General features: G+C 39.0%; 12 protein-coding genes. 6 read left to right on the forward strand and 6 right to left on the reverse strand.

Going from position 1 to position 20,912, the window contains the following annotated elements:
- Positions 1 to 23: 23 nt before the first annotated feature.
- From P2W72_RS09870 to P2W72_RS09895, 6 genes are all read right to left on the reverse strand, one after another.
- Positions 24 to 3,104 (reverse strand): PVC-type heme-binding CxxCH protein, encoded by a 3,081-nt coding sequence (locus P2W72_RS09870; RefSeq protein ID WP_276361599.1) that lies wholly within the window; start codon positions 3,102 to 3,104, stop codon positions 24 to 26.
- Between the two features lie 42 nt (positions 3,105 to 3,146).
- A complete protein-coding gene (locus P2W72_RS09875; RefSeq protein ID WP_276361601.1) occupies positions 3,147 to 4,043 on the reverse strand; it encodes a TIM barrel protein in 897 nt (298 codons plus the stop codon).
- Between the two features lie 16 nt (positions 4,044 to 4,059).
- Positions 4,060 to 5,859: a RagB/SusD family nutrient uptake outer membrane protein gene (locus tag P2W72_RS09880; RefSeq protein ID WP_276361604.1), complete on the reverse strand. Its 1,800-nt coding sequence runs from the start codon at positions 5,857 to 5,859 to the stop codon at positions 4,060 to 4,062.
- 23 nt (positions 5,860 to 5,882) lie between these two features.
- Positions 5,883 to 9,266: a SusC/RagA family TonB-linked outer membrane protein gene (locus P2W72_RS09885; RefSeq protein ID WP_276361606.1), complete on the reverse strand. Its 3,384-nt coding sequence runs from the start codon at positions 9,264 to 9,266 to the stop codon at positions 5,883 to 5,885.
- 119 nt (positions 9,267 to 9,385) lie between these two features.
- Positions 9,386 to 10,474: a FecR family protein gene (locus P2W72_RS09890; protein ID WP_276361608.1), complete on the reverse strand. Its 1,089-nt coding sequence runs from the start codon at positions 10,472 to 10,474 to the stop codon at positions 9,386 to 9,388.
- Between the two features lie 59 nt (positions 10,475 to 10,533).
- A complete protein-coding gene (locus tag P2W72_RS09895; protein ID WP_276361610.1) occupies positions 10,534 to 11,139 on the reverse strand; it encodes an RNA polymerase sigma-70 factor in 606 nt (201 codons plus the stop codon).
- 631 nt (positions 11,140 to 11,770) lie between these two features.
- On the opposite strand from P2W72_RS09895, the gene nagA reads away from it, so the two are divergent.
- The 6 genes from nagA to uxuA all read left to right on the forward strand — a co-directional run bounded on the left by nagA (position 11,771) and on the right by uxuA (position 20,738).
- The gene (gene nagA, locus P2W72_RS09900; protein WP_276361612.1) at positions 11,771 to 12,958 is read left to right on the forward strand and encodes an N-acetylglucosamine-6-phosphate deacetylase; all 1,188 of its coding nucleotides are present in this window, start codon (positions 11,771 to 11,773) and stop codon (positions 12,956 to 12,958) included.
- A gap of 26 nt (positions 12,959 to 12,984) precedes the next feature.
- Positions 12,985 to 13,740 (forward strand): glucosamine-6-phosphate deaminase, encoded by a 756-nt coding sequence (locus P2W72_RS09905; RefSeq protein WP_276361613.1) that lies wholly within the window; start codon positions 12,985 to 12,987, stop codon positions 13,738 to 13,740.
- 95 nt (positions 13,741 to 13,835) lie between these two features.
- On the forward strand, positions 13,836 to 15,155 hold the full coding sequence (locus P2W72_RS09910; protein ID WP_276361616.1) for a sugar MFS transporter: 1,320 nt from the start codon (positions 13,836 to 13,838) through the stop codon (positions 15,153 to 15,155).
- 248 nt (positions 15,156 to 15,403) lie between these two features.
- Positions 15,404 to 18,544: a heparinase II/III family protein gene (locus P2W72_RS09915; protein WP_276361618.1), complete on the forward strand. Its 3,141-nt coding sequence runs from the start codon at positions 15,404 to 15,406 to the stop codon at positions 18,542 to 18,544.
- A 176-nt stretch (positions 18,545 to 18,720) separates the two neighbouring features.
- A complete protein-coding gene (locus P2W72_RS09920) occupies positions 18,721 to 19,536 on the forward strand; it encodes an SDR family oxidoreductase (protein WP_276361620.1) in 816 nt (271 codons plus the stop codon).
- Positions 19,536 to 20,738, forward strand: a complete 1,203-nt coding sequence (gene uxuA / locus P2W72_RS09925; protein ID WP_276361622.1) for a mannonate dehydratase — start codon at positions 19,536 to 19,538, stop codon at positions 20,736 to 20,738. Before P2W72_RS09920 ends, uxuA begins: the two co-directional genes overlap by 1 nt.
- The last annotated feature ends 174 nt before the right edge of the window (positions 20,739 to 20,912 follow it).

The following is a 20,912-nucleotide window of genomic DNA, read 5'->3' on the forward strand; positions in this document are numbered from 1 at the left end:
GATCAAATTCTACAGCAAGTATGTTATTTCTTTTTAAGTTCAGATAAATAAGCAAGTAAATCTGCCAGTTCCTGATTACTCATTGTTTCATGCAAACCGGAAGGCATCATCGATTCGGTAAGTTCTTTTTTAGATTTCACATCACTGGTTTTGATCTTTTGTTTTACCCCAGCCGGATATTTCAGGTCGATGTCGCTTTCTGTTTTACTGGCAATAATACCGGTGAGTACTGATCCATCTTTCATACTTAGTTGCCAGCCCTCATAGCCGAAATTGATACCTGCTGAAGGTTGAACAATGGCTTCTAAAACAGCTTCTTTAGGTAATTTTGTCCCTATTTCAGAAAGATTCGGGCCAAAATCATAGCCTTCATTATTTACCCGGTGACAAACAAAGCAATTGTTTTTAAATACTGCTTTGCCTTTTTCAGCACTGGCATTTAAAGTCTCTATTTCTTTTATAGTTGGTATTTTCTTTTTCTGTACAGATTTGCCTCCATCAGGTAAATAGGTTCTGGCTTCTAAATAAATCGCTTTGCGCCAGGCTCCTTTCAAACCGTCAACAAAATTCGGGATCATTTCCTTTGAGATCTTTTTATCCCTCAATAACTGCAACACTTTGTCTTCACCACTCATACTGCCGCCCATTTTACTGGCAGCTTTTAAGCGGATAGGTTTATTGTATGATGATGAAAAAGCTACATTCTGTAAAATGTCGATGGATTGTTTGCTGCCAACACCTCTCAAAGCAGTTATTACTTTCATCGATTTAGAGGTGTCGCTATTGCTGATGGCATTACGTACCAGATCGGAGCCTTTTAAGTCTAATAATAAAGAAATTGCAGCACGTCCCAGTGGTATATCAGCTTTTGATATAGCAAGATCCATCAGTTTTGGTTTTTCGCTTTTAAGTTCATACCTGCGAACCAGGTCTATATATTCTTCAGTGCCATAAACTGATTTCAATACTTCAGTGACAGCTTTTTTAGCGATTTCAGATTGTTGTACCGTTTTAAGATCCAGATGATTTAAAACCAGTTTATTCAGTTCGGGATTGCTGGTTTTGTTGCTTTCAATCATGGCTAAAAGGTACCTGGCTTTTGCCGGTCCCGTATTAAAATCAAAAGCACGGAAATATCTTAATCGTGATTTAAGACTGACTCTTTGGTCTGAAGCAAGCTGAGCCAGGTAAGGGATAGCCTTATCTGTTCTGGCACGCCAAACAATATCTTTCCCTGCCTGATTTTTTAAAGGATTTTTTACGAGTTTGTTATATGCTGAAAAGCAGGCATCCCATTGACCATCGGCACCAATTCCCAGAGCTTCCAGATACCAGCGGTCTTTTCCATCGTGCTGATTTGCCAATGTTGCCCAAAATTTTGGCATTTCAGAAGATTTATTATGCCTCAAAGCGATGGCGCATTCACGTCTGACCTGCGGATCTTTATCAGTAACTAACTGCCCAATAACCCCGATTACATTTGAATTAACTTGTCTGGCTGCTCTCAATCCCATTATTCTTAAATCAGGATTGTCTTCTTTGATAGCCTCATTGATGTATTTATCGGCACGGACTATCTTAACCAGCACCCAAAAAGCTCTGGCACGCATCCGCGGATTTGGAGAGGACTTCCAAACTTTCTCTAACGCTGGGACAGCGGTTCCTCCAAGGCGTGTTAATGCTTCCCAGGCGTGATGACGGACCGCCAGATTTGGACTTTGCAAAGCAGTTACAGCTCCGGCAGCGGTATTGAAATCTTGTTTTGGAATGCTGAATTTTGAACCTTTTGGAGCAATGCGATAGATTCGCCCTTTCTGCTGATCACCAGCCTGATGACCACCCACTCCAGGGTCATACCAGTCGGCAATTATTAATGAACCATCCGGTGCAACGCAAACATCCGCCGGACGGAACCACTGATCACGTTCTCCTTTCAGGATATTGATAATTTCGGCTGTATATCCTGCGCCGGCTTTCTTAACAGGATAAGATCGAACCACGTTCGGTCCCGGATCAGAATGGATTATTTGATTTCGAAATTGTGAAGGCAGTAAAGATCCTTCGTAAATAACTATTCCGGTAGGAGAGCCGGCGCCCGTTTGTAAAAGATTTGGGATCACACCCGGATCATTTAAATGCCAGTGGCGTAATGGGATGGAATCTTCAATGTTCGTACGGTTTGCCGACCAGGAAGCGCCGGTCATTTCATCCTTATAGCCATAGTTACCGTAATCCATTACATAATTTATGCGGGTTGCCCGGTTGCCATCATCGTCGTTATCGCTTTGCCACATGGTACCGTAACTATCTACAGCAAGCTCATAATTATTCCTGAAGTTATGAGCCATACACTCTACCTGGGTACCATCCGGGTTACAACGGAAGATCATTCCCTGGGTATATTTTCCTGGCCCGATTTCATCGCCATCCTGATCTTTAACAGGATTTCCATTCTTATCCCTTAAGGTCTTTCCTTCGTTACCAAAATTGAAATACAGTTTTCCATCCGGCCCGAATGTAAATGTATGCATTCCATGGTCATGCTGTACACCACCAATTCCCTGAAATAATATTTCTTTACGATCGGCCTTGTCATCGCCATTGTCATCATAAAAAGCCCAAACATAAGGGCTCTGAGAAATCAGGATCCGGTTTCCCAGCACACAAATACCCAGAGGCGCATTGATCTCGGGTCCCTGATAAAAGACCTTAGTGGTATCAGAAACACCATCCCCATTTTTATCTTCCAGAATGATAATACGGTCGCCTTTTACAGTGGTGGGATTAGCATTTATTTCCGGGCGATAATTATAAGCCTCGGTAACCCAAATTCTTCCCCGCTCATCAACATCCATATTGGTTGGATTTTTAAGCATAGGTTCTGTTGCCAGAACCTGAATCTCTAAACCCGGGTCCGCTACCAGGCCTCTTAATGCATTTTCAGAAAGATGCTTTTGATTTTCATCTAAACCTGGTAAGCTGTCCTGGCCTGTTTTTTTCTGATAATCAGAACTACAGGAAGTAAGAAAAACCATTGTATTGAAGAAAATAAAAAAAAAGCTGTTTTTAATGGATGGAAGAATACGGCTAAACTTTATCATCATGGATTAAAATTACAGTTAGAATATTAGGGATTAATTTTGGTATTAAACTACATCACAAATCTGGACTCCTTGTTTTAAGGAGGCTAATTTATCAGGCCTTTTCGGAATAAATTCCTGTGCTACATGGCCTTTAAAGCCAGTTTCTATGATAGCTTTCATAATTGCCGGGTAATTTAATTCCTGTGTATCGTCTATTTCGTTTCTTCCGGGTACACCACCTGTATGGTAATGGGAAATGTATTTGCTGTATTGTTTTATGGTAGCAATTACATCACCTTCCATTATCTGCATGTGGTAAATATCATAAAGCAATTTAAACCTGTCTGAGCCCACTTCATCACATAAAGCAACGCCCCATTTAGTATGATCGCATTGATAATCATGATGATTTACCTTGCTGTTTAAAAGTTCCATTACCAGGGTTACCTTATGTTTTTCAGCCACATTGATCAGTCGTTTTAAACCGATAGCAGAATTTTTAATTCCCTGCCCGTCATCCAAACCATTACGGTTTCCTGAGAAACAAATTATTTGGTTATAGCCAGCTGCGGCTGCTTTAGGAATAATATCTTCATAACTTTTTACAAGTTCATCATGATATTTCAAATCATTAAAGCCTTTGGTGATGCCCTTACCTGCCCCCCAGGGCAGAGCAGAAGTAAGTCCGTATTTTTTAAGTATTGGCCATTCATCCGGGCCAACCAATTCAATAGACGAAAGCCCTATATTTTTGGCAGCCTTGCACAGATCTTCCAAAGGGATAGAATCATAGCACCAGCGGCAAACGGAATGATTTACTTTTCCTTTTAAATTGGATTCTAAAACGGCTTCTGCTGCAGAAATGCGATTAAATAAACCGTTGCCAACAATTGCAGCAGTAGTAGCAGCGGCCATTTTTAAAGCGGTTCTTCTTGAGAAACCTTGCAGATTTTGTTTCATGACTGGTCTGTAAAGATTAATATAAAGGGTTCTGGACAAGTTTACTGTTTCTGTTCATTTCATCCTTCTTGATAGGAAGAAAATAAAAACGCGGATTCCATGCTCTGGCCTGCGCTGTTATATTTGAATAGGTACGTACTGGCTGAATGGCACCATTTCCATCCATTAAACCGTCAACCCTTACTCCCTGTGCATTCTGATAAGCAACATCTGCAATCATCCAGCGACGTACGTCAAAATAACGCAGATCTTCAAATGCCAGTTCAATACGGCGCTCATTACGGTAACGGTCAATTAAAGCTTGTCCGCTTTCATTAACCTGAGGCATACCAACACGTGTTCTGATCATATTAATGTGAGTGCGGGCTTCCTGCTCCTGACCTAAAGCAAGGCATGCTTCTGCGTAATTCAATATAATTTCTGAATAACGTATGAAACGCCATGGAAGATCCTGCTTTACAAACTGAGCATTTAGGGTTGGATCAATAAACTTACGCATATAATAGCCTGTATAAGTGCCATTCCAGTCTTCAATCGGACTATTCCTTGTATCCAGACCTGGAACTACAGTACCATCAGGTTTTTTATAATATCCTACCTGGATAATCCCAATTGGGTCTTTTCCCGCTACATCTGAAGGACGCGGTCTCCAGACAGCTCCTTCATAATTGATACTGGCATAAAAACGAGGGTCACGGTTTGCATACGGAGCAGCCTTGTGGGCAGGATTGTTCCAGTCAAATTTAGAACCATCCGCCATTTCATACGCATCTACCATTTGACCAACCGGAGTATTGCTACCCCATCCATGCCAGCCATTGGGATTGTTATATAACCCAGGATTATAGCCGTCCCAGTTTTCATCAACTTTTGGTGTAAATAAGCGCAAAAATATATCTTCAGATGTTTCTTTAGACAGAAAAATATCCGCATAGTTTTTAATAGCCTCAGATGCTGAAGCCGGAGTTCCCGCTTTATAAATGCTATAAACTCCTAAATCCATTACCGCTTTTGCTGCATTTTTTGCTGCCTGCCAACGGGCAATTCTATCTCCTCCTACATATCCAACAAGTTCTTTATTAGTTCCACCTCCCCATGCAGCATCGCTATTGTATAAATCGCTTGCTGCGTATAATAATACTCTTGATTTTAAAGCCAGCGCAGCACCTTTAGTTGCACGTCCTTTATTATTCCCGGATTGTGTAAGCGGCAATAAAGCAGCTGCCGAATCCAATTGAGATGTTATAAACTTAATGCAATTTTCATAGCTGTCGCGAGGCGCAGTAAAGTCATCCGCAAGGCCATATGCCTTTGTTATAATAGGTACGCCGCCGTACATGGAAACTAAGTTATGATACAGATTGCCTCTTAAAAAGTATACTTCCCCCTTAATTCGATTTTTATCTGCCTGATTGTCAAAAGGGACTTTATCTATATTCGCAAAGAAAACATTGGCAGACCTGATGAATTTGTATACACGTGCCCAATTCATACCCCTTTGCCTGTTACCAGACCAGAAATTTTCGTCAAATATGGATAAGTCGCTGGGTGTTATAAGGCTCTTAGTTACGTTACTGCTTCCAAAGTCAGCATTGTATGTGGTTTCATCAACCATGGATGACATCATAATGTTACTAAAGCCATGGGGTATTCCAAAGTATATATTGTTTACAAATGCCTGAGCAAGAGCGGGGTCGCTCCAAACTGCCTCTTCCGAATACTTATCCGAAGGTGTCTGATCCAGAAAATCTTTCTTACACGAAATGGTATTTGTCAGGACGAATATCCCTAATAGTATATAATAAATTTTTTTCATGACGACTGATTTATAAAAAATGTTTAAAAAGTAACAGATAAACCACCATTTACTATTTTTTGTAAAGGATAACCTTGGCCTGAGCCAGATCCTAATTCAGGGTCGAAATCCTTCAAATCAGGGCTATAGGTTAACAGGTTATATCCATTTATGTATACGCGAAGGTTTTTAAGTCCGGCACGACGGATCATGGATGAGGGTATGCTGTAGCCTAATTCCAGGTTTTTGAGTCTCAAATAATCTGTTTTATGGACCCAAAAGGTGTTAGACTGACCTACCCAATATTCATTACCACGGTTAAAAGTACGGGGTCCGCTTGCATCCGGATTTTGAGGGGTCCAGCGATTATCAGCAAAATCTTTCAGGAAGTTTCCTATTTCGCCGGATTCAGTGGATATATATTGTATAGCTCCTGCTGCACCCTGAACTAATGCTGCAAAATCAAAGGCTTTGTAGCGCAGATTCATTGTGAAACCGCCATTAAGTGTAGGGGTAGTATTTTTATTAAATCTAACCCTGTCATCTACAGTGATTTTTCCATCTTTGTTATAATCTTCAAATATCACGTCTCCGGGGCGGGCATTACTTAAGTGCGGATATTTATCTATAGCAGCCTGGTCTTTGAAAATGCCCATTGCATTGTAATAAATATTGCTAAACATAGGGCGGCCGGTGGTTCTTTGATAATCAGGAGCGCCAGCAGGCTCATCCCAAAACAAAACTTTATTCTTTTGATATCCACCGTTAATGCCAAACTGGTAAGACAATTCGCCTGCTTTTCCGTTATATCCTACGCTGAAATCAAATCCTTTATTACCAACTTTACCAATATTTTCTCTAGGTAATTGAATACCTGTGGATGAGGGAACAGAGGCATTTCTAAACCACAGGATCTGAGAACGTGTGTAATTAAAGTAATCAGCAGTTACAGAGATCTTATCGTTTAATAAAGTTGCATCAAAACCAATATTAGCCTGATTTGCAACTTCCCAGGTAACTTCCTTATTTGGCAATACGGTCTCATATAATGCTGGGTTTTCAACATTGCCATTAGTTATAAATGTCAGTGCAGGATTCCATGTTTGCGCTCTGATTCCACCAAGTCCGTACATTGCCAAATATTGATATTCATCAATCTGGTCGTTACCTGTTTGTCCCCAGGAAGCGCGAAGTTTAAGGGAATTAACAGCCGCTATCTTGTCTTTCCAGAACTTTTCTTCGGATATTCTGTAACCTAAAGAAATCCCCGGGAAGAAGCCGAATCGGCTCTCTTTAGGGAAGATATAAGAACCCTGGTATCTCCATACAAATTCAGCCAGGTACTTTTGCTTATAATCATAGTTTACCCGGCCGAAGTAGTTTAATCTTGCCTGGGAATAAGCCCGACCATCATTTGACATAAACTGATCAGTAGCACCTGCAAACATTTGATCAAGTAATGGTGAAGTGAAATTTTTACGATAAGCGCTATAATTATCCCCCCTTCCCGTTATCTTTTCAACACCTGCCAAAAAATTGATATTATGGTCAGTAAGGAATTTAGTTTCATAATTAATAAGTCCATTGAGGAGAATATTCTGGTTATCTTCTGTTCTCAGTGTAAGGGCAGGGCTGTCGAATCCTCTTTTTGACTTTTGAAGTATAGGCTGGTTATTTGCATCAAACCCATTAAAAGAATACAAATACCATGGGGTCTGCCAGGTTTTTTGAAAACGAAAATTTTTATCGACGGCGGCATTTCCAGTTAAAGATAGCCCTTTCACCCATGGAATTTTTACATTTAGTCTGATATTGCTATTCACCACATATCGCTTATCATGATCATAGCCGGTAGCTTTGGTACTTACTACAACCGGATTATCCCCGTATTCGATATCAGGGCCGGGAACTCCGTTAGGCCAGTAAGCAGTCATGGTAGGTTTACCACGCATTACCATTCTGAAAATGCTGCCTGCACTACGGGTAGGATAGTTACGATCCTCCGTACGGCCTGCAACATCGAAAGTAAGGCTGATATTTTTATTTATCTTTCCGTCTAAATTTGTACGGAAATCGTATTGATTATACTTGGTTCCGCTATTGTAATAAAATCCTTCCTGGCCTGTTTTTCCTAAAGAAATAAGATATTTAACGCTCTCGCTTCCTCCGGAAACAGAAGTATTAAGGTAGTTTTGGCCAGACCATGGTTTTAAAACTTCTTTAAACCAGTCTGTATTAGGATAGTTCCAGGGATCTGAGCCATCAGCAAACGTTTGAATTTGCTTGTCACTATAGACAGGTGTATAGCCACCCGGATTTTTATAATAAGCAATTTCATTCACCATGGTAGCATAGGTTGGTGCATCTGCCATTTCAGGGAGCCTTGTTGGCCTGCCATAGCCCTGATTAAAGCTGGCTGTAATGGACGGGGCTCCTATTTTACCTCTTTTAGTAGTAACCAGGATAACCCCATTCGCTGCCTGGGCTCCGTATATTGCTGCAGAGGCATCCTTCAACACTGAAATGCTTTCGATCGTGCTCGGATCAAGACGGTCTAATGAACGGCCGGGAATACCGTCCACAACAATTAATGGGTCATTATTATTTAAAGTATTCATCCCGCGAATTCTTAAAATAGTGCGGTCTGCTCCAGGCTCGCTGCTTGGAGTTACAGCAACCAGACCTGGTAAACGTCCGGCTAAGCTATTACTTACGTTAATTGTAGGAGACTGAAGAATTTCCGATCCCTTAACGGAAGTAACAGAACCGGTTAAAGTCGCTTTCTTTTGTATACCATAACCCACCACCACAACTTCATCTAACTGACTATTTGCGGGGTTAAGCATAACACTTAATCTGGTTTGTCCTGAAAATCTTATTTCGTAGGTTTCAAAACCCAAATAAGAAAATATCAATGTCGCATTTTCAGGAGTACTAATTGAGAATTCACCATTGATATCTGTACTGGCACCAATATTAGTCCCTTTAATTTTTACCGATACACCAATTAATGGTTCACCCTGGCTATCGGTCACCTTTCCGCTTACTACAATATCGGCTTTAGAAGATTCAGTCTTTTGAATCGCTATAAGCTCGTTGTTGATAAATTGATAACCGAGCCCTGAGTTTTTCAGTAATTCCTTTAATGTATGTTCAATACTGGCATCTTCAAGATTAACAGATACTTTTTTCTTTATCTCATCCAGATTCTGATTATACAGAAATCTGTAAGAAGATTGTTCTTCAATCTGGCTTATTGCATGAGCTATTGCTGATTTATTTACCTTTAGATTAATTTTGTTCTGTGAAAATACTGTGGCTGAAGCACTTATCGAAAACAGAAGTGCCAAAATTGCAGTTAGATTCATACTAATAAGAACAAGATTAGAAGAGAACGATTTTCTTGAAATCGTAAAAAAACTTTTCATACTTTTGAATTAGGTTAAATTAAATAATCCAACTTTTCGCAGGGTTGGGGTTTTTGTTTAATCGATCATAACGGAGCATGCGTCAACATTCTCCGTTATTTATTTATATCGGGTATAACTTATTCAAGTGATCTAATAAATATTTCACGTCCTTGTATATTAAAATTGAATGCACCTACTTTTTGAAGGGCATTAAATGCCTGTTCTGCAGTTTCTTTCTCAAAGGAGCCATTAAATGTTAATGCTTTCACATCATCATCTTCAAACTCTATTTTAACATTATACCAGCGCTCGAGTTTTCCGGCTAATTCTTCAAATGTTTCACCCCTAAACTCAACTCTGTTGTAAATCCATGCTGTTTCAATTCGCTCCGTCTCTTGAAGTTTCGCATCCAGGTTAACCAGTTCGTAGGTTTTATCTGGTGCAGATTTCTCAGTTTTTGATGGCTCTTTCTGGGGGATGATAAGCTTCTGATTGGGGACAAGAAAAACAGATGGCTTAGCTTTATTTGTATTATCTGTTACCTCGATTTGGCCATGCAGAAGGGTTGCTTCTATATTTTTGTCTCCCTGATAATATTTAACATTAAATACGGTACCATGTACTATAATGTCAATTTTCCCGGCATGAACAATAAAAGGTCTGTCTTTTTGCTTTACTACATCAAAAAATGCTTCACCATCCAAGCGTACTTCGCGTTGTGTACCCGAGAATTCATAATCGTAGTATAGTTTGGAGCCCCCATTAAGCCAAACAGTGGTACCATCAGATAAAAGTACCTTACTTCTGCTGCCATTTTGAGCTGAAATAACTTGTTCTTCGGCAGTATTTACTTCTTGTTTTGATTTGCCTATAAAAAGTACCACAGCCACAGCCACAGAAGCTGCACAAGTATATATTAATCTTTTTGAAAATAGCCGTTGAATAAAGGGCTGTAGATTTCTTTGTGATATTTTATTGGCGTTTTGACGATCAATCTCTGCTTTACAGATAATTTTTTTGAAAAGAGTTTCTTCATTATTTTCTTCCTCTAAAACATCGTCCTGAGTAAAACTCTTATTCCAGAGTTTTTTTAACAAGGAATACCGATGATTCAGATGCAGATCAAGTTTTAGTAGGGAGTGTAACTCTTTTTGTTCATCAGCAGAGATTTCACCGCTCAATGAGCGACCCATCATTATCCATATTTTATCATTGCTGTCTATCATTAAGCAGGAGGCTCTTTTTAATAAAGACAGCAGAATGAACGAAATCTACTAAAAGGATTTTATTTTTTTTTCTCTGTAAGCTGAGAAACTTTATTTCCGGATTGGATATTTAAAGCAGCGCATAATCGCTTAACCGCAATTGCCATTTGTGTGTCGATAGTGTTTACGGAAATATTAAGGATCTCTGAAACTTCCTTATATTGCAATTGGTCTTCTCTTACCAATTGAAATATAAGCTTACAGCGCGGCGGTAAAGATTCTATTGCGCTTTGAACCGATTGCATTAATTCTGAAGTAACCAATAGATCATGCGGAGTATTATTTTCTGAATGAACATCGTATTCAGTAACTTCTAATAATTCAGTAACCACTCTTCGTGCTTCCTGAGAAAGGGCATTTAAAGATTGGTGTTTTACAGAGGTGTATAAATAAACCTTCAGGTTTTTAATCTGAGTTACATTTTCACGGTTATACCATAGTTTTACAAAAACATCCTCTACTATTTCTTCAGCCAGTTCTTTAAACTCAGTATAATTCCTGGAGAATGATATTAATTTTTTATGATAATGATTGTAAATCTTTTCAAAGGCTTGTTCATTGCCTTCTGAAACCAATTGCTGATATTCAGGCAAGCAATCAGGGAAAGGTTTTTTATATAACTTCATAATTGAAATTACTCCAAATTAACACTCTGAGAATTGAAGAGATTTGTTGGTAATCTTTGAACATTTCTCATTGTTTAAAATTTGCCAGCTTCTGTAATATCAATGTTACTGATTTAACATTAGGTTTCAAAATTTCTTTTCCCCCCAATTTATATAGCCAATGCCAGAATCATAGTAGTTTAATGCCGTGTTAAAAGCCCTGGGTTTTAGGGAAGAAATATTTTGTGCGGCGGCTACAATTTGCAAACCTGAGTTCTATTAATCAAAAAGTATATAATTGCTTTGTTTTTACAGTTTCGTACCTGATATATGGGGCTGATTTGCGTCTGATAAAATATTTCAGACAAAATAGTGATGTAGGGGAAATAATCAGAATTGTTAAACCATAATCAGATTTTTCTCCGGATATGGCTTTAGTAGGAACTATAACATATTGATGAAAACAACCAAATTAGCTTATATCAATATATATTTATCATCAATAGGACATTTTATATTTTATGAGTCATAATAAATGTAGCTGTTTCTTTAATTTTTGAAACACAAAGTTTACAAACCAAAACACATAATAAATAATTAGGTTCTGTTATTTTTCTAATTTAGGCAATCTGAATAACAGACAGTAAATCGTATGGAAAGAGTATTAAAAATACACAATGGTAAAATTTTAACTCCCTACAGAATATTTGAGGGAACAGTGATTGTTGAGGGATCAAAAATCCGTGAAGTTGTTGAAGGGAATATAGAAGTGGCGGGGGCTACAGAGATTGATGCAAAAGGCAAATATATTTCTCCGGGCTTTATTGATATTCACGTTCATGGTGGCGGTGGGCATGATTTTATGGATGGCTCAGAAGAGGCATTCCTTAAGATTGCAGAAACACATGCCAAATATGGCACTACAGGCTTAATGCCAACCACTCTGACCAGTGAGTTGGATGAATTATACAATACACTTGAATTATACAAGCAGGCAGATAAGAATAATACCAAGGGAGCACAATTTTTAGGGATGCATCTTGAGGGGCCTTATTTTGCAATGACTCAGCGTGGTGCTCAGGATCCAAGATATATCAGGAATCCGGATCCAAAAGAGTACATGGATATTCTTTCACGTTCGTCAGATATCAAGAGATGGAGTGCTGCACCTGAATTAAAGGGGGCAATTGAATTTGGGAATCATCTAAGATCCAAGGGAATTCTTGTTGCAATGGCTCATACTGATGCGATCTATGAGGAAGCTTTGGAAGCATTTGAAGCCGGATTTACGCTTGCAACACATTTCTATTCATGCATGTCGGGGGTTTCTCGCCGAAATTGTTTCCGTTATGCGGGAGTGATTGAAACAGCCTACCTCCTTGATGAGATGGATGTTGAAATTATTGCTGATGGAATTCACCTTCCTGCACCATTGCTCAAATTGATTTATAAAATCAAAGGTCCTGACCGTATTGCACTGATTACTGATTCTATGCGTGCTGCAGGCATGCCTCCGGGAGACAGTATTCTGGGCAGCAAGCACAACGGACTTAAAGTTCTTGTTGAAGATGGTGTAGCGAAATTACCTGATCGCAAATCTTTTGCAGGAAGTGTTGCTACATGTGATCGCCTGGTTCGTAACATGATCAATATGGCTGATGTTCCATTACTTGAAGCAGTGAAAATGGCAGCTCAAACCCCGGCAAATATATTGGGACTTGGTTCTTCTAAAGGATCAATCATCACCGGAAAAGATGCTGATATTATCATTTTTGACGATAACATCAATATAAGTACCACCATTGTGGGAGGAAGAGTGATATATAATAAAGAGAACTAATATTTACAGAATACAAAAATACCTTCATGAGAGAGATTAAAAAAGATAAGTTAACCGCTAAAATTTATAGTGGAAGACCCGAGTTAGGAGCTGCAGCTGCAGAAGAACTTACAGCAAGAATTGCTGAATTACTTAAAACAAAAGAATACGTAAATATAATCTTTGCTTCGGCACCTTCTCAGAACGAGTTTCTTGCTGAATTACTGAAGAAAGATATCGAATGGGGTAGAATCAATGCATTCCACATGGATGAATACATTGGTTTAGATCCGGATGCGCCACAGGGATTTGGTAACTTTCTTAAGGACAGACTTTTTAGTTTTGTTAGCTGTCGCACAGTCAATTATTTAAATGGAAATGAAGCAGATCCACAGGATGAATGTAAAAGATATTCAGACCTGCTGATCAAATATCCAACAGATATCGTTTGTCTGGGCATTGGCGAAAATACTCATCTGGCATTTAATGATCCTCATGTGGCTGATTTTAATGACCCATTGATCGTTAAGGTTGTTGATCTTGATCAGGCATGTCGTGTTCAGCAGGTTAATGATGGTTGTTTTGCCGGTATCGATCAGGTCCCAACCCATGCATTGACTATTACAATGCCGGCTTTGTTTAAATCAACTTATGCCATTGCAATTGTACCGGGTAAATTTAAAGCGGATGCAATTTACCATACCATTAACAGTGAAATCAGTGAGAATTATCCCTCAACGATTCTTAGAAGACATGATCATGCCATCTTATTTATTGACGAAGACAGTGCATCCAAATTATAAGATAAATTAGGACTGAACAATTAAAATAATATATTTAGAAAATTAAGACTTTAAGGTCGGGATTAAACGGAAACCTAGGATTAACAAAAAATAAAATGAGTAACAACAAAACAGTATCAGTAGGATCTTTAAGTCAGCGTGATACCATAACAGGTATGGTGATCATTGCGTTCATGTTCTTCATGTTTGGATTTACATCATGGATCAATGCAATCTTAATTCCGTATTTTAAAATTTCATTCGAGCTTTCACACGTTCAGTCTTATCTCGTAACATTCGCTTTTTACATTTCTTATTTGCTCTTTTCTGTTCCAGCATCTTATCTCCTGAAAAATGTAGGGTTTAAGAAAGGAATGATGATTGGTTTCTGGATCATGTCTACCGGAGCTTTCCTCTTCGTTCCGGCTGCAATAACTATGACTTATGAATTGTTTCTTTTGGGTTTGTTCTCAATCGGTGCCGGATTAGCCCTGCTTCAGTCGGCCGCTAATCCATACATTACTATTTTAGGTCCTAAAGAAAGTGCTGCTCAGCGTTTCAGTATTATGGGTATCTGTAATAAAGGAGCAGGAATTCTGGCACCTTTATTATTCGCGGCAGTTATTTTCAAAGCAACAGACAGTGCGATGCTGGATAATATCAGCTCCATGACTCAGGCAGAAAAAGATACTGTCTTCCATGAACTGATTCAGAGGGTTATTGTTCCTTATGCATGTGTCGGTACATTCCTGTTTCTGATTGGTTTGTTTATTCGCTATTCACCGCTTCCTGAGATTGATACAGAGCACGAAAGCGAAGAGTTAGCACAGGCTAATTCATCTAAAACGAGTATTATGCAATTTCCTCATCTTGTATTAGGAGCATTTGCAATATTTCTGCACGTAGGAACTCAGGTAATTTCTATCGATACGGTGATTAGTTACGCAGCAACTATGAACCTGAATCTTATCGAAGCGAAGGTGTTTCCTTCATATACTTTAACCGCTCAGATTTGCGCATATCTGGTTGGTATATTTTTTATTCCAAAATTTCTCTCTCAGTTAACAGCGTTAAAAGTTAGTACGATATTTGGAGCTATCCTCACCCTTCTCATTATTTACGCAAAAGGAGATGTAACATTCCTTGGTCATACCAATGATATTTCCCTTTGGTTTGTAGTAATGCTTGGTCTTGCAAATTCTTTGGTTTGGGCAGGTATCTGGCCATTGGCTTTAGATGGTCTGGGACGTTTTACCAAGGTAGGTGCTTCCCTGATGGTGATGGGTTTGGCAGGTAATGCAATACTTCCATTGATTTACGGATACTTTGTTGATGTGTTAGATGCACGTCATGCATATTGGGTATTGTTTCCATGCTATATGTATCTCATATTTTATGCGTTCCGAGGCTATCGCTTACGCAAATGGACCAGTTAAATCATTAATTTTCAATTCATTTAATGCTTAATTGTATCCTTATGGGTTGATATGGTAACGTACCCGTTTTTAAAGCCATTACAACTGATTTGATGAGTTTATATTCAGCTTTGATTTTGAATAATAGAAAAGTATAAGAATTTGATATAATCTTTTTTACGATGAAACCATCACGATTTTGCCAAAACCCGCAGGGGGTATGATGATTAAATCATGATCAATTCATCACCATTAAAAAAAATAAACGGATGAAAAACCTATTATGTTTATTAAGCCTTGTAACCGGATTTAGTGCAAATTCAGTTCTGGCTCAAACTGCAAATTCGCAACAGGTAGCCATTGAGCCCTGGTCATATTCAGAAAATTTTGAAGACAGGGAACTTGGAGCATGGGCATCTTATCCGCATTGGCAGGATATTGCTTATAACCAGGATTTCAGACCCAAAGAGATGGTATCCGGAGATCCTAATATATCTGTTGTTCAGAAGGTAACGGCTTTTACAAATGTTGATGCGTATGCAGGTGCTCAAAAGCTTCTGGATATGTATCTTGTTCCGGGCGCTAAGTTGAATTTCAGATTTTACTTAAAGTCAAATACGCCGTCAGAGTTTTATAAAGTAAGATTTGCAGCCGGAGATCTGGGTAAAATCGAATATACGATCAGCAATCCTGAACGAAATAAATGGGTTAATGCATCAGTAAGTTTTGAGGATCTGCTTAAAGCAAATCCGAAAATTTCAGGAATGGATAAGGTTAGGATTTATGCCCTTGCATTTATTGCTAAATTCCCGATGGCAGATCCGGCAATGCCTATTTATTTTGGGATAGATGATATTGCATTCGCTGCTGCCCGTGAAACTGCTTTCCGTTTCAATACTCCAGAGATGTATAAACTGCCTGAATACGCACAGTATATACCAAAGAAACATTATTTCGCAGGAGATAATTTTGTGCTGAATGGTCAGTGGCCGCTGGATGCAAAAAAGGTAAGTGTCGAGATCTTTTCTTTTGCAGATCAAAAGAAATCATTTTATAAAGCTGATCTGGTGAAAAATGGTTCAGACTGGAGTTTGAAGCCATTGAAGCTTAATTTTCCGGTAGGACTTTACCTGGCTAAGCTAAATGCAAGCAATGGTACTTCAGGTATTGCCACTACAGAGTTTACAATTCATATTGCTCCGGCAAATATGGCCGGAAAGCATCCACGTTTATTATTTGATGCCGATAAAAAGAAATTGCTTGATGCTAAGTTTAAGCAACCTGAATTTGCGAAGGTTTATGATGATATTCTGAAAAATGCAAAGGAACAGAGAGAAAAGATTCCTGTAAATACATTGATCTTTGATCTGGATCAGTTTCCTAAAGAAGATTGGTTGCCAACCTGGAATGCCTGGGGTAACAAAATTTATCATACAGGAGAAGCCTTAAGATTAAATGCGAGAGCTTATGCATTTCATGGTGATCGTGAGGCAGGTACATATGTGAAAGATGTATTGATTAAACTTTCTTCCTGGCCAAACTGGACACACCCATGGCAAACGAATAGGGGCAGATACAGCGAACACCGTACCGGTAGCTGGGCACATCGTGTGGCTGAGGCTTATGATCTTACTTACGATTTAATGAGTGCTGATGAAAGCAGGCAGATCCGCAAGGCTATCATGGCCAATATTGTAGATGGAGCACATCGTACTTATGTATTTAATGATGATGTAACAGCGGCCACTTCAAACTGGCTGGCAATGATTCTTGGTGGTTCATTAATGAATATGGCTTCAGTTTATGCTGACGGGCCGGATACAGAAAACCTTGAGCCATATTTCACCGGCGCGATCATTAAATATAACAAATTTATAAACCGTGTAGTGGATCAGAAAGACGGAGCATGGGGTGAAGGATATGGATATAACAGTTATTCCTTCTCTAATATGGCATACAGTTTACCATCACTGGATAATGTATTCAAGGTAGATTTAACTGCTCCGCTGGTGGGTAGTTATAACGAATTTATATGGGGCGGATTAATTAAAGATAAACTTTGGTTTGAATATGGTGATTCAGGAGGCCCGATGGGACCCGCAACATTCTGGAGTTTCCTTCTTGAAAAGAGAAGAGAACCAAGATTAAGCTGGTTCTATAATTTCATGAAGAAGGGAGAAAATTATGAGGATGTAATTTTCAACACCAAAGGAATTCAGGAAGATAGTCCGTTTGATGAAAATCCGGTAAAAATATTCCGAGAAGTAGGAACTACGGTATTTAAAGGTGGATGGGAAAAGGATGATTTCTCATTTGTAATGCGCTCAGGGGCATTCTATAATCATCAGCATATTGATCAGGGAAGTTTCTGGCTTGCTGATAAAGGAGTGATCTTTATAGAAGAACGTCATTTGAAAAACTCTACTTATTACGATGATCCTATTTATCAGTCTAAATTAATTCAGCCTGTTGGTCATTCAACGATTTTGATTAATGATAATGAGCAGAGTCAGCGTACCGGAGATCATCTTTACCATGCTCCCGGATTTAACGATCAGGCATACATCGCAAACTTTCTGGATGGAAAAGACGCTGCATTCTCTGCAGGTAATATTGGTGAATTGTATTTCGACAAAGTAAAGGATCTGAGCAGAAATGTTCTTTTCATCAAACCAAGAACTCTATTGATGCTTGATACTGCTGTTCCGTCTGATCAAGATGCAAAAGTTACATTATTGTATCAGACTGCTGAGCTTGAGCATATCAAGGCGGGAAATGATGTTTCTAACATTACTAAAAAGGGGGTGACCTTAAACATTATGCACCTTGCTCCAAAGGCTGTTGAAACTAAAGCTGTTGAAACCCCTCATTATCTTTATACCCTTCAGCGTGAGCGTCACCTGAAGAAAGAAGGAATGCTTACAGTTTCTGCAAGCACAAAGAATAAACAGCCACTGGTTATTGCCAATCTCTTAACCACCGATGGAAGTAACGGGGTTTCGGAAGTAATAACTGAAGAAGGAAATGGATTTGTGAGTGGTGTGGCATCGGGTAAAAAGTTTGCTTTCAGTACTAAACCAGGCAATACTTATCAGGCAGCAGGTATGGAAACAGATGCTGCAGCAATTACCTGGTCTGATGACAGAATCTTCCTGGCACTTGTTTCAACTTTTAGAAGTAAAGATGGTTCAAAAGTAATCAGCTCAAGCAGTCCGGTGAGTTTGGAGATTTCTTCAGAAGGGATCAAATATGGCAGCAATGCATCAGCTAAGTTAAATATTGCATCTGCTTCAAGACCTAAAGCAGTATTATTAAATGGAAAGGCTGTCAGCAATTATACTTACGACAATGCTAAAAAACAAGTTTCTATACAGATTGCTGAAGGTGAAGGACTAATTAAGATTAATTGATAGCTTGTTGATTTATTGCAATCAGATTTGAGTTATTTATCATTAAACTGATAAATTTACACCAATCCTGATAACAGATAATAGTATCAGGTATCAAGATGGAGGCAGCAAATAATGGAATGAACTGCTCTTTCCGATAACAGATAACAGGCAACAGAAAACAGATAACACAAAAAATGGAAGAATTCTCATTAAAGGATAAAGTAATAATAGTTACAGGAGGTACCGGCATTCTGGGCAATTCATTTATAAACGGAATTGTCAAAGCTGGGGGTACAGTTGGTATTCTTGGGAGGAATAAAGATGTGGCTAATGAACGGGCTGATGCAATTAATAAGAATGGTGGTTGTGCAATAGCCCTGATTGCAGATGCTATGGATGAAGCTCAGCTTATTGATGCAAAGAATAAAGTGCTTGATACATATGGACGTATTGATGGATTGGTAAATGGTGCCGGTGGAAATCAGCCACATGGAGTTTTATTGCCTGGTGATGATATCTTCAAAATGAACCTTGATGGGATGAAGCAGGTTATGGACCTGAATACCTGGGGAACCCTGATACCAACCCAGATATTTGGAGAAGCCATGGTTAATACGGTAGAGAAGGGGAGTATTGTTAATATATCATCCATGAATTCTAAACGTGCCATTACACGCGTACTAGGTTATAATATGGGTAAGGCAGCTGTAGATTGTTATAATCAGTGGTTTGCTGTTGAACTTGCTAATCGTTATGGCGATCGGATACGTATGAATGCTCTGGCTCCGGGGTTCTTCCTGACTGAGCAGAACAGAAATCTTCTGACTAATCCGGATGGTACTTTTACTGAGCGCGGTGAAAAAGTGATCAGAAATACACCGTTTAAGAGATTTGGCCATCCTGATGAATTACAGGGGGCTTTGGTATGGTTATTAAGTGATGCATCCAAATTCGTTACCGGATCTATGGTATGTGTGGATGGTGGATTTTCAATTTTTGGCGGAGTATAATGAACACTAATAATACAATTGACACAGCATTTGCTATGCAGCAAACTATGCGCTGGTACGGTCCGAATGATCCGGTAAGCCTTTCTGATATCCGACAGGCGGGTTGCTCAGGAATTGTTTCTGCCTTACATCATATCCCTAACGGGGAAGTATGGACGGTTGAAGAGATCGAGAAAAGACGAATAGAAGTCTGGAACGCCGGAATGATCTGGAGTGTAGTTGAAAGTGTACCTGTACATGAAAATATCAAAACTCAAACCGGGCTTTATCTTAAATACATTGAAAACTACAAGCAAAGTATCAGAAATTTAGCTGCATGCGGTATTAAATGCATTACGTATAATTTTATGCCGGTGCTTGACTGGACCAGAACTGATCTGGCTTACACTGTTGAAGATGGTTCAAAAGCACTCCGGTTTGAAAAGGCAGCTTTTATGGCCTTTGATTTATTTATTTTAAAGCGGCCGGGTTCAGAATCAGATTACACTCCCGAAGAAAGGGAGCGTGCCAGAGTTCGTTTTGCCGGTATGAGTGATCAGGATAAACATCAGCTTACCAGAAATATTATTGCAGGTTTGCCAGGAAGTGAAGAAAGTTTCACCATTGAGCAATTCCAGCAGGCTTTGGATACTTATAAAGGAATTGATGCTGCACAACTTCGTCAGAACCTCATCTATTTTCTTTCTGAAATTATTCCGGTAGCTGATGAATGTGGTGTCAAAATGGTGATTCATCCTGATGATCCTCCTTATGCAATATTAGGGCTTCCAAGAGTGGTTAGTACAGCAGACGATATCAGTAAACTTATCAGCGCTGTTCCTTCGCTTTCTAATGGACTTTGTTTTTGTACAGGGTCATTTGGTGTACGTCAGGATAATGATTTACCGGCGATGGTTGAACAGTTTGCAGATCGAATTAATTTTATTCATCTGAGAAGTACCCGAAGGAATGAACTTGGGGATTTTTATGAAGATAATCACCTTGACGGTGATGTAGATATGTATGCAGTTGTTAAGCAGCTGGTACAAATATCACAGGCCAGAAAAGTCTCTATTCCAATGAGACCGGATCATGGGCACCAGATGCTGGATGATTTGAAGAAAAAAACCAATCCGGGCTATTCAGCAATTGGCAGGCTGCGTGGTTTGGCAGAGTTGAGAGGATTAGAGTATGGAATAATGCATGGTTTAAATCAGAATTAATATTTTTTTCTTAAAAGTTAATATTTAAAAGTTAATATTGAATTAATATAGCCGTATTTAACATATTAAAATAATTCAGATCTCCGGTATTCGTGGTAATAACCGGAGATTTTTTTTGAATCCGGATAAAGGATAAGAAGATCGTTTTTGCTTGAAAATATTCTGTAAATGGTT

Source organism: Daejeonella sp. H1SJ63 (assembly GCF_029360775.1).
In the GTDB taxonomy this organism is placed as follows: domain Bacteria; phylum Bacteroidota; class Bacteroidia; order Sphingobacteriales; family Sphingobacteriaceae; genus Daejeonella.